Below are 16,447 nucleotides of genomic sequence, written 5' to 3' on the forward strand. Positions count from 1 at the left end.
CCTTAGAAAGGGAACACACATGACAATCATCAACAAAGCGTTCAAGTTGAGCGCGATTACAGCTGCAGTACTTGCAACACAATTGGTTTACGCCAAGCAAGACGAAAGCACACAAGAAAAATCGAAAGTAGAAGCCGATATTGAAATAATTGAAGTCAGCGGGTTAGCCGCCAGTCTTAAAAAATCTATTAATGATAAGCGTTTTGCTGAAAACGTTGTTGACTCCATAAACGCTGAAGACATTGGTAAGTCCACTGATCAAAACATCGCTGATGCGCTTTCTCGTGTAACTGGTGTGTCGGTGCAATCTGTTGATGGTGAAGGCGCACGGGTGACTGTTCGTGGCGCTAATTCACAACAAAATAACATCAGTATGAATGGTGTCCAGCTTGGCTCAACAGGTTATAGTCAAGGTGTCGATTTATCGCAGTATTCTTCAGATATCTTATCTAAAATAGAAGTGGTTAAAACCCCAAGTGCCGATCATGAAGAGGGGGCATTAGGTGCCAATATAAATTTAACAACAACTAAGCCGTTAGATTTAAACTACGAAATAAACACCATGACGCTCGAAGGTCGTTACAATGACTTATCAGAAGAAGATAATTACAAAGTGTCGGGTACATTTTCAAGAAAGTTTTTTGATGATACGTTTGGCGTGGTTGTAACAGCAGTTAAAGAAACCAATGCGTATCGTAAAGATCAATACTCGGCAACAGATTGGTATGCCTTAGAATCCCCTTTAGCGAAAGATACTAACGGTAATGTTATTGAAAATGCTGTAGGTATTACACCTCGAGCCGTACAGTATCAATATCAAGAAAGTCAAAATGATCGTGTGAATTTCAGTCTAGGTTTACAATGGCGCGCAACAGAAAATACTGAATTTAACTTTAATGCTATTGTTGGTAAGCAAGATATAAATAATTCTATGCATGGAATTAACACCCGCTCAGTAGAAACTAAAAACTTGGTTGAAGGTGAAGACCCTGGTTTGGCTGGTGTAACTGCTGAATATACAGATCCTGAACAAGACTGGCGTACCATTGATTTAGAAACGAATACATTTACTAAATTTGTTAACCGCTTTGGCAGTGGTGGCTTGGTGCAATCTGAAGGGGATTTTGAAAATAACAATCAAATATTTTCTTTAGATATGAACCATAATTTTAGTGATTCATTAACGATGGATGCGGGAGTTGGTTACTCTAAAACTGAGCAAATACCCAATAATTCTGTATATGTAGCATTACAAAATTTTGCAAACATTAGTGCATGGAGTTTAAAAAATGTTCCGCCTGAAGATATGGAACCTGTGGGTTATGACTGTATTAGTGGGAAGTGTAATTTAGTAACCGGTACGGGCTTAATTGACTATGGCGAAAATAATACCTTTGGTGATCCAGAAAGCCTGTGGGATAACTATAGCACTACCGGGTTTAACCCTGACGAATTAGATGCTCAGCATTTATCTTACATGGGCAGAACTTTAAATAGGGTAGAAGATGAACAAAAGTCATTATTTGTCGACTTTGACTACGTTCTAGATTCAAATAACTTTCGTTCAATCGAATTTGGTGCTAAATGGTCTAAACGTTCTAAGTATGTTGATGCACAGCAAGGGTCTTTTAACAGTGTAGGTGAAGGCGTTGTAATTACAAACCCAAATACTGGATTACCTGCGGTTTTAGGCAGTGGCTTACGTGATATCACCGGGGCAATGGTTACGGACGGCAATGAATTCCCAGTAGATGATTTTATGGCAGGCCTTGGTTATGGTCGCGATAATGTAACTGATGGTTGGAATAGCTTTTCAGCTTTCAAAGCGTTTGAAGTTGCGTTAGGTAGCCCAGAAGTGGCATTTAATACTGATAATTCAAATACAAGAAATACAGAATTCGATAACCTAGCATTTTACACAAAGCTCAACTTTGAGTTATTAGATGGACGCATTAGTGGTGATGTCGGTGTTCGTTATGTTAAAACAACGGTTGAAGTTCAAGGTGCATCAGGTGTGCAGTTTGCTTATGACCCATCAAATAATGCCCGTTTAATGGATCCATTCAAGCTTGCAGAACTGCGTGACCCAAGTTTACCGCTTTGTGCAGCGACTCCGTTTTATGGCACTAATTATAATGAAGAAATTCGTTGGTCTAGAACGGATGGTTTGGGTTATGACACCTTAGGAACCAATGATAAGACTGATGATGTTAGGATACCAGATCAAGGCCCGTGTCATGATCCTAACGCGATACAAGGTAGCGAGTTTGAATCTGAGTGGTATTTATGGCGTCATTCTGATGTTTCGACAGAAAAACATTGGATTTACGGTGAACGAGTTTATGATGAAGCAGGAAATTTATTACCAACGGAAGACAGAAGTTTGCGCTCTTTTGCCGTTACGGATGAGCATGAATATGATTTATTTTTACCGAGTTTAAATCTAAATTACTTATACAGTGAAGATACCATTATTCGTTTCGCAGCATCAAAAACAATGGCACGCCCGCAAATTGACTCGCTTCGCCCTGGTTTTAAAGTGAGAGAAACGCAATGGGGTGGCGAAAATCGTAATAACTCAATTACACTGACTAATCCTAAATTAGACCCTCTTGAATCATTTAATTTAGATTTATCTTATGAATGGTACTTTAATGATTCCGGCTTATTAGCCGCGACGTTATTCTATAAAGATATGACTAACTTTGAAGAATCAGAAACAATCGTTACTTACATGGATGATTTACGTGACGTAGGTTTAACAGAAGGCGAAACCTATGATCCAAATGATTTAGTACTGATTGCTGGCCAAGATAGCTTAGAAGGGTGTATGCCTAAACGGTTCCAAGGTGGCCAGGATTATCAAAAAGAGTGGATGTATTCAGGTGACTTAGAGCAAATGTGTGCCAAATTTAACACTACCCGTATTAAAAATGGTAAAGGGGCAAGTATTAAAGGGTTAGAGCTTCAATACATGCAAACCTACGATAACTTACCGGGTATTTGGTCCGGCCTTGGCTTACAGGCTAACTATACATATCAAGACAGTAAGTACGATCAAGAAGTATCATCGATTGATAATAATGTAAAAATTCCTTCATTGGCGGTTGCCTATACGCCAGAGCATAGCTACAACGTAACGGGTTTTTGGGAAAAAGATGGTCATCAATTACGTCTATCTTACCAAGGGACAACCGATCAGCTTGTACAACGCTCATGGGAAAACGGATCGCTGTGGGAAGAGGGACGTAAAACGCTCGACTTTTCTGCAAGTTATAAAGTAAATAACTACATGACGGTATCACTACAAGTTGCCAATGTAACCGACGAAGGCGTACGCCAATACTTTACGAGTCGTTTCTTAAATGCTGGTGGCCAAACGTTCTCCGAAGGCAGCCCACTAGAAGGGGATGCAACTAAGTCACGCACGGTCTACCAGTATCATACCGGACGTACATTTAGACTTAATACCCGTATTAATTTCTAAATTTTTAATCTAATAAAAAGCCCGCAGCATTGCTGCGGGCTTTTTGGCTTTTGTTACTTGTCTCGTCCTGAAATGTGTTTACACATTTAGGACTTATTATGACCAAGTCAAATAATACACCGATTAAAAGAACACACCGATTAAAAGAACACAACGAGATTATTCATTAGGCTTTAAATTGCAAGTTGTCGACGCTGTAGAAAAAGGCGATATGACTTATAAACAAGCCCAAAAAATTTATTAACTGAAAGTGGAGAATCTATCTCATTTTAGAAATTGTTACTGTAGTTTTCTCATAGTGGGAAGCTCTAATCGGTTATCTAAACAAAGCTTTATATAGGGCGGGTTAAGAAAACTATCAGCAATAATACCTTTTTATAACAAGCTAGGTAAAATATTTAGTGTCTAGGTAAACATCTCTGATAATACTTGCAATTAACTTTTATCAATTTGTAACCGTTTTTAGAAAAAAAATGCTGATCTTTAGTAAAAAATCAAATATAGTTTGTTTACTGTTAACAATATTTGATTTGTGAGATTAAAACTATGAACAAAAACATATCTCGTCGTTCAGTCCTCAAAATGCTAGCTGCTGGTGTTGCTGCTACAGGAATTTCTGGTTGCACTAGCAGTTTTGGGACAGTGGCTTCAACAACTACCCGCGGTACTAAATCTCATCATGATAATTGGTATAAAACGTATGATAGAGTATGGCTTGGAAAACAATATTGGGCTAATCCAATGGAGGATTGGCGCGTAGTTAATGGTGCTGCTGAATGTAGAAGTAGAGGTGGTAATCGTAGTGTTCATTCACTCACTCACCAAATAGCGCATCTTGACCAAGCTTTTACAATGTCGGTGCAAGTGTCTCGCTTAGAGCAAAACAGCAACGATGGTGGCGCGGGTATTCGTCTTGGTGCTAAAAGTGAATTAAATGAATACCGTAGTAATTGTTTTGTCCAGCAGGGTTATGACCTTGGTATTAAAAACAACGATTTATTGTTAGGCAATAACACCGTGCCTATATCGATTCCGATAGAGGATCAAGCTGTTACTTTAACGCTGACTGGAACACCTCAATCAGGTGCCATGGCTTTAGAGTTAACGGCTAGTTTAACGTCGTCAGGAAAAGTGATAGGTACTCTCACTCATTTGGCTGCAGCCACTGAATTATTAGGCAATGTGGCGTTGGTGAGTAACTTTTCGATTCCATCCGTCACATATGAAAATGCACCTGAAGACAAGTTGGGCGCACGATATAAATTTAGTAATTGGACCATGCAAGGTGAAGCATTTTCAGTAATAGATGAACAAGCGTTTGGTCCGATACTTTGGACTATGTATTCGTTAAACGATACATTGAGTGATGAAGGCTTTGTGATGAAGTTAAGTGCTTACACAGGGCCTATAGGTGAGCAAGATAATCAGCAAATAGAACTACAAATACAGCGTGATGATCAGTGGCTCGCTATTGATTCGCAAGTCATAGACCATGATGGCTGGTTGGCGACCTTTCGTATTGCTAATTGGGATGAAACACTCGATACGCCTTTTCGGGTTGTATACCGTGAAAAACACACAGATGGTACACAAACCCCAGATATATATTCAGGGATTATAAAAGCGAACCCAGCGAGTGAAAAATTACGAATGGCCGCGCTCACGTGTCAAAATGATTATGGTTTTCCGTACCAACCGGTTGCTCAAAATGTCGAAAAACTAAACCCCGATTTGGTGTTCTTTTCTGGTGATCAAATTTATGAAAGTCATGGCGGATTTGGTGTAATTCGTACTCCAGATAATTTAGCGATTTTAAATTACTTACGCAAATTCTATCAGTTTGGCTTGGCTTTCAAAGAGGTAATGCGTAATCAACCGACAATTTGTTTGCCCGATGATCATGATGTACTCCAAGGTAATTTGTGGGGGGAAGGTGGTGCAAGGATGGAAAACATTTCCAAAGACCCTTCAGCAAGTGCATTAGGTGGTTATATTGATTCTGCACGCGTGGTAAATATGATACATAAAACCACTCTCAACCATAATCCAGATCCTTATGATCCAACGCCAACTAATGGTATTAGCTCGTATTATGGCACTATGCTATATGGCGGTGTCGGTTTTGCGATTCTTGCCGACAGACAATGGAAAAGTGGCCCAGAGCGTATTAATGTTGCGGTTGGCGAAACGGGACAAGATGAAGACCCACTTTTTTATAATCCTATATTCAATCCCCCCGGCTTAGACCTGTTAGGAAACCGCCAAGAGAACTTTCTTATAAAGTGGGGTAATGATTGGCGTGGACATAAATTAAAAGCGGTATTAAGTCAAACGGTGTTTGCTGCTATTTCTACTCATCAGCCCTTGCCTGATCGCTTCTTGAAATATGATTTTGATTCGAGTGGTTGGCCTGCATCTGCACGTAACCGTGCAATTGACGCAATGCGTGACTCTATGGCGTTACATATTTGTGGAGATACCCATTTAGGTTCTTTATCGCAATATGGCGTAAACCAGCAAAGAGATAGCAATTGGGCTTTTTGTACGCCAGCTATTTCTGCCGGTTGGCCAAGATGGTGGAAACCTGATTCGATGAGCATGCCTTACCAAAACCGGCCAGCACACGGCCTTGGAGAAACTGGCGAATATAATGACACTTTCGGTAATAAGATTTATGTCTATGCGGTAGGAAATCCACAGGTTGGTAAATCCAGTAATCGTTATGTAAAGGCACATGAGAAAGGGAGTGGTTTTGGCTTTATTACATTTGATTCTGAAAAGCTGACATACACAATGGAAGCATACAAGTTTTTAATAGATATAGCCGATGGTAAAGCAAGTAATCAGTATCCAGGATGGCCAGTAACTATTCATCAACAAGAGAATAAAGGCAAAAATATATTAAGTTAACTTATATGTATTAGTTCAGACAATATCTGACAATTCAACTTGAAAAAAGTGAGAGTTACCCGTTTTGATAAAGGTGTCGAATCTTTAAATCAAAACAAACAAAAAGGTAACTCTCATGTTGCACACTAACAACCCAACCATAAAACACAAAGCCGGTTTACTTAACCTTGCTGAAGAACTAGGCAATGTATCAAGAGCCTGTAAAGTCATGGGCGTATCACGAGATACATTTTATCGTTATCAAGAACTCGTTAATGAGGGGGGATTGATGCGTTAATCGAAAAGAACCACCGTACACTAAATATAAAGAATCGCGTTGACGAAGAAACAGAGCAAGCCGTCATTAAATATGCAGTTGACTATCCTGCTCACGGCCATCATAGAAGCAGCAATGAGCTTAGTAAATTAGGCGTGTTTTTTTCAGGTAGTGGTGTTCGTTCAATTGTTAGCTATACGCTTAAGGAAGAACTATAAAAAGATCTGGACGAATGGATGGATTACTACAACAATGATCGGACTCATCAAGGGAAAGTATGTTGCGGTCGAACACCACTTAAAACATTACTGGATGGAAAAACGGTTTGGGCAGAAAAGAATTTAGCTCAAATCTAAACTAACAGTCATCATTAGAAAAATGGGTAACTGTCAGATCAAGCCTGAGCTAGTACATATTAAACAGGACTTACTTAAATTCACCCACTTTTATTAGTGAGTCTACCTTAACATTAGTGAGCGTTTTTTTGCTGCCATCTCGCCATGTAATTACAACTGATGAAAGCGTATCAGCTTGTGCTAATCCAAAATGCACAATATTAAGTAAGCTTTGCGAGTGAGATGCGCTTTGCGAACCAATAACTTGATATTGAGCTGCACTTGGCGTTTTAATTTGTACTTTTGCACCATACGGATCAATACCACTTTTTGAGTAGCCAACTCTTATAAGGGTATAATGAGCGTCGCTTAACTCAGTGGTATTTTTATACAAATGCCACTGGCCGTTGTCTGTATCACCGCTGAGTAGGTCCAATTTACCATCTTGGTCATAATCAAAGGCAGCCCCCATATCACCATGAGAATCTTGGCCTATTTCAGTATTGGCATTATGTACTGTTGTTGCTTCAAACTTGTAATCGCCTTGATTTATTAAGAGTACATCAGAAATACGCTCTTTTAACTTACCAAAGCGATAAACCATAAAGTCTATTTTAGTGTCATTATTAAAATCTCCTGGTACAACACCCCAGTTATTACTGTTTGTTAATGCTGGTAATTTAGATGAAATATCAACTAGCTTACCGTTATCGTTACGTAGTAATACATCGGTAAGGACTTGATTTTGTGGCTGCCAATCACTTTGGTATTCAGCTACATTTTTGAACGATGCACGTATATCCCATGCAAGGTTATCTGTAAGTACCCATTCAACACGCCATTTATTATTACCTAAATAACCAATGTACCAGCCGGTTTTATCAAGCTTAGTTGGAAAACCGAGCGCTTTTTGTTGGCTAATAGTTGTATTTTTATTAGGTGTATTAATTAATTTTTTTTGCTCTCCGATATATACATCCATTTGGCTTAATAGTTTGGCGCGTGGGAAGTGATAAAAGTCACTTAATATAAGGCTTCCTGAGTTTGTGTTGTCTGTAATGAGTGTTATACCGTCGTGACTCTTGTTACCTTCATCGCGCAAATCTAACCGCTTATTTTCTTTGTTATACGAGATACTATTATTAGCTATTTGGTAATTTGGTTTACCGCGAGCTAGGTAGTAATCCATATCACCATCGTTATCAATATCAGCTTGAGCAATAACTAACGTGTTTTTATATTCTTTGTTATTTGTAATAACGTTGTTAGTTTCATCAGTAAATGAAAAGTCGTTATTTCCTTTGTATATACTTAAATTATTATAAGCATCGAAGCCAAAAATATCGAGTATGTTGTCGTTATTATAATCGGTTAATAATACGCGCTCGGCTTTTATATTTTCAAAAGAAGGTGAGGGGTGATGAGCAAATTTTCCGTTACCAATATTTTCAAAAATTATATTACGTGGCGAGTTTTCGTGAATTAATTTCTCGGCGTTTATCTGTATAAAGTCCAGATCGCCATCGCCATCTACATCAATCCAACGCACAGAGCGCCCGCGAGCTCCCATTTTAGATAAGCCAGCTTCAACAGTTTTATCTTCAAATTTGCCATTATTGTTTTTAAGTAATCGTTGTGGTTTAGGTTTGGTGCCATTTCCGCCACCTAGGGCAATAAGTACGTCGAGATCGCCATCGTTGTCGTAATCACCGGCCGACATCCCATGAAGATCTGCTCGTGGAAAAATATTATCTTGTAGTGTGTATGTATTATCGCCATTTGCCATAAATAACCGAATAGGAGTGGTGTCGTGATTTGTTAGTAGTAGGTCATAGTGACCATCACTGTTTATATCTGCAATGGTAGGGCCGCCATACTTCCAATTTTTTTGTGTTATTAAACCTGCTTGTTCAGATACGTCAGAAAAGACTACGTTGTTATTTGTTTTACTACTGGGCGTGTGTGTTTGTATGTTTTGACTGCATCCCGCTAAGTTTAGAGCGCTGATAATCACTACGCTAAGCGCAGATTTTTTGTTTTTAATCATTATTGTCCCTCTTTATACCGTGTTAATTGTTGACAATATATGTTGATATTAAAACATACAAGTAAATTTTAATAACTATTCTTAATGCTTTTTAACGTATTGGCTTTTGCGCTCTAAAGTTATATTAAATTTTGATAGTGGCTTTACAAACAACATACCTAGGTGTAAATTGTTAACAATAAACCATATTAAGGTGTGATAGTTCACTTTGATATTCCTCGTATCGGCATTGTTTTAATGATGCTTTACTTGGTTACTATTTAATTAAACATTCTTGAAGGTATAAAAATATGCAAGCTGCACAATATATAGGTAACAAGTCATTTAACATTGTTGAAGGCACATCTATTAAACCTAAAGCGGGTGAGATTAGATTGAGTGTTGGATACGTTGGGATTTGCGGTACAGATATGCACATATACCACGGCGTAATGGATCAACGAGTGTCTATTCCGCAAACAATTGGCCATGAAATATCAGGTGTTGTTGCAGAAATAGGTGAAGGCGTTGAAGGCTTTGCTGTAGGCGAAAACGTGGTAGTACGTCCATTAGATTGGTGTGGCGATTGTCCTACGTGTAATGCAGGGCATACGCATATTTGTCAAAACTTAAAGTTTATGGGAATAGATACGCCAGGTGCTTTTCAGTCAAGCTGGACAGTTAAAGCGCGTACTTTGCATAAATTACCAGCAGGCGTTGATTTAAAACAAGGCGCATTAATAGAGCCGTTATCGGTTGCGTGCCATGATGTACGACGCTCGCGCTTACAAGCGGGTGAGAAAGTGGTTGTACTTGGTGGCGGGCCAATTGGGCAATTAGTTGCTGCGGTTGCTAAAAGTGTTGGAGCAGAAGTGCTCGTGTCTGAGCCTAACGAAAGCCGCCGTGCTTTTGCCAATGAGCTAGGTGTTAAATCGGTTAATCCCATTGAAGAAGATTTAGCAGCCTATGTAGATAGCTGGACGCAAACAAAAGGTGCAGATGTTGTATTTGAAGTATCAGGCGTAAAACCCGCAATAGAGGCTATGACCGAAATAGCAGGGCGTCGGGGTCGTATAGTCATGGTGGCTATTCACAGTGTTAAACCTGAAATCGATTTATTTCAATTCTTTTGGAAAGAGTTGGAGTTATTAGGTGCGCGCGTATACGAAGCGGCAGATTTTGATTGGGCAATAGAGTTAATTTCATCGGGCCAAATAGATCTTAAACCTTTTATTAGTTCGGTTAGTTCGTTAACTGATATTGGTAGTGCATTTTCGAGTATGGATGGAAATCCAGAAGGCATGAAAGCGCTTGTTGAATGTAATCCACAATAATAAAAATTATAAAGGTATTAAAATGAATAATATGTTAGAAAAATTTAGCTTAGAAGGCAAAGTAGCCCTTGTTACAGGTTGTAAGCGCGGTATTGGTAAAGGTATTGCACTAGGTTTAGCACAGGCTGGCGCTGATATTATTGGTGTGTCTGCAAGCTTAGAGCTTGAAGGCTCAGAAGTAGAAAAAGAAGTTAAAGCCCTTGGCCGAAACTTTAAAGCCTATCAATGTGACTTTGGTGATCGTGATGCGCTTTATTCTTTTATTAATGATGTTAAAAGCGATTTTCCTAAAATTGATATTTTAGTCAATAATGCAGGTACAATCCTACGTGCTCCTGCGGCTGAGCATGGAGATGATTTATGGGATAAAGTGATTGAAGTTAACTTAAATGCTCAATTTATTTTAAGCCGCGAAATAGGCAAACAAATGATAGAACATGGCGAGGGTAAAGTTATTTTTACAGCTTCTTTGCTTACCTTTCAAGGTGGTATTACAGTACCAGGTTACGCAGCTAGTAAAGGTGCTATTGGGCAATTGGTTATGGCGCTTTCTAACGAATGGGCAGGTAAAGGCATTAATGTAAATGCCATTGCGCCAGGTTACATTGATACCGATAACACTGAAGCATTACGCAATGACAAAGAGCGTAATGCAGCCATCTTAGCGCGCATTCCACAAGGTCGATGGGGAAATCCTGAAGACTTTAAAGGACCCGCAGTGTTCTTGGCTTCTGAGGCTGCTAGTTATGTAAACGGCGCTATTTTATTGGTTGATGGCGGATGGATGGGGAGATAGTTCAATGAACTTCCATAATAATGTAAATTTTATAAACGGTGAATATGTTGCGTCTAAAGCGAGCGGCATCATTGAAATACTAAGCCCCTCTACGGGTAAAAAAATTGGTGAAATACCAAAAGGCTGTATAGAAGATGCGCAGTATGCACTTGAGTCAGCGAATGTAGGCCAGAAAAAGTGGGCTAAATTGACAGCTCGCACACGTCAAAATATATTGCGCGTGTTTGCTAATAAAATTCGTGAAAATAAAGATATTCTTGCACCAATGCTTGTTGCAGAGCAAGGTAAATTGCTATCAGTTGCACAAATGGAAGTCGACGTAACAGCGACTTTTATTGACTATGCATGCGACCATGCACTTACTATTGAAGGCGATATTTTACCTTCAGATAACGAAGATGAAAAAATATACATTCATAAAGTGCCGCGTGGCGTAGTTGTTGGTATTACTGCGTGGAATTTTCCGCTGGCATTGGCTGGTCGTAAAATTGGACCTGCGTTGATTACAGGTAACTCTATTGTATTAAAACCTACCCAAGAAACACCTTTAGCAACCACCGAGCTGGGTCGTTTAGCAAACGAAGCGGGGATTCCTGCTGGCGTGCTAAACGTTATTAATGGATCAGGTTCTGTTGTTGGCCAAGCATTGTGTGAAAGCCCAATTACTAAAATGATCACCATGACAGGCTCTACTGCGGCAGGTAAGCAAATTTATAAAACTAGCGCAGAATACATGACGCCTGTAATGCTTGAACTTGGCGGTAAAGCCCCGATGGTTGTTATGGCAGATGCCGACCTTGATGAGGCTGTTGAAGGTGCGCTTTGGGGTCGCTTTGCTAACTGCGGGCAAGTATGTACCTGTGTTGAGCGTTTATATGTTCAAGAGTCTGTGTACGATGCATTTATGGCTAAATTTATACCAGCAGTAAAAGCACTTCGTGTTGGGGATCCTATGAACCCAGATACACAAATGGGGCCTAAATGTAATCAACGTGAAATAGACAACATTGATCACATTGTTCAACAAAGTATTAAGCAAGGTGCAAGCATTGCCACTGGTGGTAAAGTTGCGTCTGTTGAGGGTTTCGAAGGTGGTTGTTGGTACGAACCAACGTTACTTGTAGACGTTAAGCAAGATAACATTGCAGTACACGAAGAAACTTTTGGCCCAGTACTCCCTATTGTAAAAGTTAAAGATATGGATCAAGCAATACAGTACTGTAACGACAGTATTTATGGCTTAAGCGCCTATATATTCACTCAAAACTTTTTTGATATTAATAAAGCTATTAACGAATTAGAAGTGGGTGAAGTTTATATTAACCGTGGTATGGGTGAGCAGCATCAAGGTTTTCATAATGGCTGGAAACAAAGTGGTTTTGGCGGTGAAGACGGTAAGTTTGGTTTAGAGCAATATCTAGAAAAGAAAACCGTTTACTTAAAAGAAAAATAATATGATAAAACAACAATCTCCCTGGGTCGTTGATTTATAAATAACAAAGCCGATAATTTATTATCGGCTTTTTATTTTGTTCATAATTATTTTAAATTTATGCTTATGTCACCATTAGGCTTGCAGCAGCACAGGAGTATTTCGCCTTCGCGCACAAACGCCAGTGGCTCTTCGTTATACTCAACACTACCTGACACTAACGTTGCCCTGCAGGCGCCGCAATAACCTTCGCGACATTGATACGCAACGTCTATTTTCATGGATTCTAAGCACTGTAAAACAGAAGGGCAGCCAGTGGTAAATTCTATACACTGGCTGTTTTCTGCAAGCGTTATGCTTGCAGTAGACTTGTCACTCATTATAAATCAAAGTCACCAAATTCAGAGGCATCTACTTGCGAGTCGATTTGACCAACAAGGTATGAGCTAATTTCAGCTTCTTGTGGTGCTACTTGCACGTTATCAGACACTAACCATGAATTGATCCATGGAATAGGGTTACTGTTATTTTCAAACTGTGCTGGTAAGCCAATAGCGGTCATACGTGCGTTAGTAATGTATTCAACGTACTGACATAAAATATGCTTGTTTAGACCAATCATAGAACCATCTTTAAATAGGTACTCTGCCCATTCTTTTTCTTGCTCTGCGGCTTCTACAAACATTTTAATAGCTTCGTCGCGGCACTGAGCTGCAACAATTGCCATTTCTGGGTCGTCTTTACCGTCTTGCATAATATTTAAAATATGCTGAGTACCCGAAAGATGAAGTGCTTCATCACGCGCAATAAGCTTAATGATTTTAGCGTTACCTTCCATTAATTCACGCTCAGCAAACGCAAACGAACACGCAAAGCTTACATAAAAACGAATGGCTTCAAGAATATTTACCGACATCATGGCAAGGTAAAGTTTCTTTTTAAGTTCGAACAAATTAACGATCACTGTTTTGCCGTTAATTTCGTGTTTGCCTTCACCGTAAAGGTTGTAAAGCGACACTGAATTAATTAAGTCATCGTAGTATGTGGTTACAGCATCGGCACGTTCGCTGATTTTATCGTTGCTAACTATGTCATCAAAAATAAGTTCAGGGGCTTGCGTAACATTACGAATAATATGCGTGTACGAGCGGCTGTGAATCGTTTCACTAAATGCCCACGTTTCTATCCATGTTTCAAGCTCTGGTAACGATACTATAGGAAGTAGGGCAACGTTAGGTGAACGACCTTGTACGCTATCAAGCAAAGTTTGATATTTTAAGTTACTTAAAAATATATGCTTTTCGTGATCTGGTAATGCTTGAAAGTCTAAACGGTCTTTGCTTACATCTACTTCTTCAGGACGCCAAAAGAAAGACAGTTGCTTTTCGATTAACTTTTCAAAAATTGGGTATTTTTGTTGGTCATAACGAGATACGTTAACAGTTTGGCCAAAAAACATTGGCTCTAGCATTTGGTTATTATGGTTTCGGCTAAATGTAGTATAAGACATGTTTATCACTCAAAAAACTATCAGAAAAAGCGGGCTAAATGCCCGCTTAAAATAAAAATTAATAACTATATTTTACACGCGCCGCCTTCACAATCATCATCTTCCACTTCTGGAGTATCTTCTTGCATATCTGAGGCACCATCGCGAGTGTTGTGGTAGTACAAGGTTTTAACACCCAGTTTGTACGCTGTTAGTAAGTCTTTTAATAAGACTTGCATAGGTACTTTACCGCCTTCGAATTTATTTGGATCATAATTTGTGTTTGCCGATATAGTTTGGTCAACAAATTTCTGCATTATGCCCACAAGTTGTAGGTAACCATCGTTTGATGGAATATCCCATAATAACTCGTAGTTATTCTTTAAACGTTCGTACTCAGGCACTACTTGTTTCAAAATACCGTCTTTACTTGCTTTAACGCTAATGTGACCACGTGGTGGCTCAATACCATTTGTTGCGTTAGAGATTTGCGACGATGTTTCTGAAGGCATTAACGCACTTAGTGTTGAGTTACGCATGCCGTGCTCTTTAATGCTGGCACGTAGTGTATCCCAATCAAGATGAAGTGGTTCATCACAAATTTTATCTAAGTCACGTTTGTACGTATCTGTTGGCATAATGCCCTGTGAATACGTTGTTTCGTTAAACTTAGGACATGCACCACGTTCTTTAGCAAGCTCGTTTGATGCTTTCATTAGGTAGTATTGAATAGCTTCAAAGGTTTTGTGAGTCAGTGCATTTGCGCTGCCATCTGAGTAACGCTTACCGTTTTTAGCTAAGTAGTATGCGTAGTTAATTACGCCTATGCCTAGTGTACGACGACCCATAGTCGCATTTTTTGCAGCCGGTACTGGGTAGTCTTGGAAATCAAGTAAGTTATCAAGTGCGCGCACTGCAAGTTCAGCTAGCTCTTCAAGCTCGTCTAGTGACTCAATGGCACCTAAGTTAAACGCAGACAGTGTACAAAGGGCAATTTCGCCTTCTTCGTCGTTTACGTTGCTTAGTGGCTTAGTTGGCAATGCAATTTCTAAACATAAGTTAGATTGGCGAATAGGCGCAACTTTAGCAATGAACGGGCTGTGTGTATTACAGTGGTCCACATTTTGTAAATAAATACGACCTGTACTTGCACGCTCTTGTGCAAACATAGAGAAAAGCTCAATCGCTTTAATACGCTTTTTACGAATCGATTCGTCTTGTTCGTATTTTACGTAAAGCGCATCAAATTCTTCTTGGTCTTCAAAAAATGCATCGTAAAGGCCTGGCACGTCTGATGGGCTAAATAACGTAATGTAATCGTCTTTAATTAAACGAGAGTACATTAATTTATTAAACTGTACGCCGTAATCAAGGTGGCGAACACGGTTGTCATCTACACCACGGTTATTTTTAAGCACAAGTAGGTTCTCTACTTCTAGGTGCCAAAGCGGGTAAAACAATGTTGCTGCGCCGCCACGTACACCACCTTGTGAACAGCTTTTAACAGCTGTTTGAAAGTGCTTATAAAAAGGAATACAACCTGTGTGGTACGCTTCGCCGTTACGAATGTGGCTACCTAGCGCACGAATACGACCTGCGTTAATACCAATGCCCGCACGTTGTGATACGTATTTAACAATCGCAGACGATGTAGCATTGATTGAATCAAGGCTGTCGCCACACTCAATTAATACACATGAGCTAAACTGGCGAGTAGGCGTACGTACACCTGCCATAATAGGCGTAGGTAATGATATTTTAAATAACGAGACTGCATCATAAAAACGCTTAATGTAAGAAACGCGTGTTTCACGTGGGTAGTCAGAGAATAAGCTTGCCGCGACTAAAATATATAAAAACTGTGCACTTTCGTAAATCTCACCCGATACACGGTTTTGAACAAGGTATTTACCTTCAAGCTGTTTTACAGCCGCGTAGCTAAAATTAAGATCGCGAGAATGATCGAGGTATGCATCAAGCTCGTCTAACTCTTGCTCAGTGTAATCTACAAGTAAGTGAGCGTCGTAGCGTTTATCTTCAACCATTTTTGTTACATGGTTAAATAAACGTGGTGGCTCAAATTGGCCGTACGCTTTTTTACGTAAATGGAATACAGCTAAACGTGCCGCTAGGTATTGGTAATCAGGCGATTCTTTTGAAATTTGATCTGCAGCAGCTTTAATAATGGTTTCGTGTATGTCTTTAGTACGAATACCGTCGTAAAACTGAATGTGTGATTTTAATTCAACTTGCGAAACCGATACGTTTTTTAAACCTTCGGCGGCCCATTCAATAACGCGATGGATCTTATCAAGATCAAGAGGCTCTTTACGCCCGTCACGTTTGCTTACAGATAACTGTTGGTTCATTTGCCTGTATTCC

General features: G+C 39.5%; 9 protein-coding genes and 1 pseudogene. 6 read left to right on the plus strand and 4 right to left on the minus strand.

The window, feature by feature from the left end; all coding sequences use genetic code 11:
- Positions 1-19 precede the first annotated feature (19 nt).
- The 3 genes and pseudogenes from GQR54_RS01340 to GQR54_RS01350 all read left to right on the plus strand — a co-directional run bounded on the left by GQR54_RS01340 (position 20) and on the right by GQR54_RS01350 (position 7,009).
- Positions 20-3,487, plus strand: coding sequence for a TonB-dependent receptor (locus tag GQR54_RS01340; protein WP_166376309.1), 3,468 nt, complete (start codon positions 20-22; stop codon positions 3,485-3,487).
- A 546-nt stretch (positions 3,488-4,033) separates the two neighbouring features.
- The gene (locus tag GQR54_RS01345; RefSeq protein ID WP_166376310.1) at positions 4,034-6,397 is read left to right on the plus strand and encodes an alkaline phosphatase D family protein; all 2,364 of its coding nucleotides are present in this window, start codon (positions 4,034-4,036) and stop codon (positions 6,395-6,397) included.
- Between the two features lie 115 nt (positions 6,398-6,512).
- A pseudogene (locus GQR54_RS01350) lies at positions 6,513-7,009 on the plus strand (helix-turn-helix domain-containing protein).
- Between the two features lie 70 nt (positions 7,010-7,079).
- Here GQR54_RS01350 and GQR54_RS01355 read toward each other — a convergent pair.
- Positions 7,080-9,035 (minus strand): CRTAC1 family protein, encoded by a 1,956-nt coding sequence (locus tag GQR54_RS01355; RefSeq protein ID WP_166376311.1) that lies wholly within the window; start codon positions 9,033-9,035, stop codon positions 7,080-7,082.
- Between the two features lie 290 nt (positions 9,036-9,325).
- On the opposite strand from GQR54_RS01355, the gene GQR54_RS01360 reads away from it, so the two are divergent.
- The 3 genes from GQR54_RS01360 to aldA are packed head-to-tail and all read left to right on the plus strand — an operon-like array spanning position 9,326 to position 12,597.
- Complete coding sequence (locus GQR54_RS01360) at positions 9,326-10,348, plus strand: alcohol dehydrogenase catalytic domain-containing protein (protein WP_166376312.1); 1,023 nt, start codon at positions 9,326-9,328, stop codon at positions 10,346-10,348.
- 31 nt (positions 10,349-10,379) lie between these two features.
- Positions 10,380-11,144, plus strand: a complete 765-nt coding sequence (locus GQR54_RS01365) for a 2,5-didehydro-3-deoxy-L-galactonate 5-reductase (RefSeq protein WP_033016439.1) — start codon at positions 10,380-10,382, stop codon at positions 11,142-11,144.
- A 4-nt stretch (positions 11,145-11,148) separates the two neighbouring features.
- A complete protein-coding gene (gene aldA, locus GQR54_RS01370) occupies positions 11,149-12,597 on the plus strand; it encodes an aldehyde dehydrogenase (protein WP_166376313.1) in 1,449 nt (482 codons plus the stop codon).
- Between the two features lie 86 nt (positions 12,598-12,683).
- On the opposite strand, the gene yfaE is transcribed toward aldA, so the two are convergent.
- The 3 genes from yfaE to nrdA all read right to left on the minus strand — a co-directional run bounded on the left by yfaE (position 12,684) and on the right by nrdA (position 16,434).
- The gene (gene yfaE, locus GQR54_RS01375) at positions 12,684-12,956 is read right to left on the minus strand and encodes a class I ribonucleotide reductase maintenance protein YfaE (protein WP_166376314.1); all 273 of its coding nucleotides are present in this window, start codon (positions 12,954-12,956) and stop codon (positions 12,684-12,686) included.
- Complete coding sequence (gene nrdB / locus GQR54_RS01380; protein ID WP_165727486.1) at positions 12,956-14,086, minus strand: class Ia ribonucleoside-diphosphate reductase subunit beta; 1,131 nt, start codon at positions 14,084-14,086, stop codon at positions 12,956-12,958. Before nrdB ends, yfaE begins: the two co-directional genes overlap by 1 nt.
- Before the next feature lie 65 nt (positions 14,087-14,151).
- On the minus strand, positions 14,152-16,434 hold the full coding sequence (nrdA, locus tag GQR54_RS01385; RefSeq protein ID WP_165739716.1) for a class 1a ribonucleoside-diphosphate reductase subunit alpha: 2,283 nt from the start codon (positions 16,432-16,434) through the stop codon (positions 14,152-14,154).
- Positions 16,435-16,447 lie beyond the last annotated feature (13 nt).

Origin of the sequence: Pseudoalteromonas sp. Z9A4 (genome assembly GCF_011378845.1) — a bacterium.
Taxonomy (GTDB): domain Bacteria; phylum Pseudomonadota; class Gammaproteobacteria; order Enterobacterales; family Alteromonadaceae; genus Pseudoalteromonas; species Pseudoalteromonas arctica.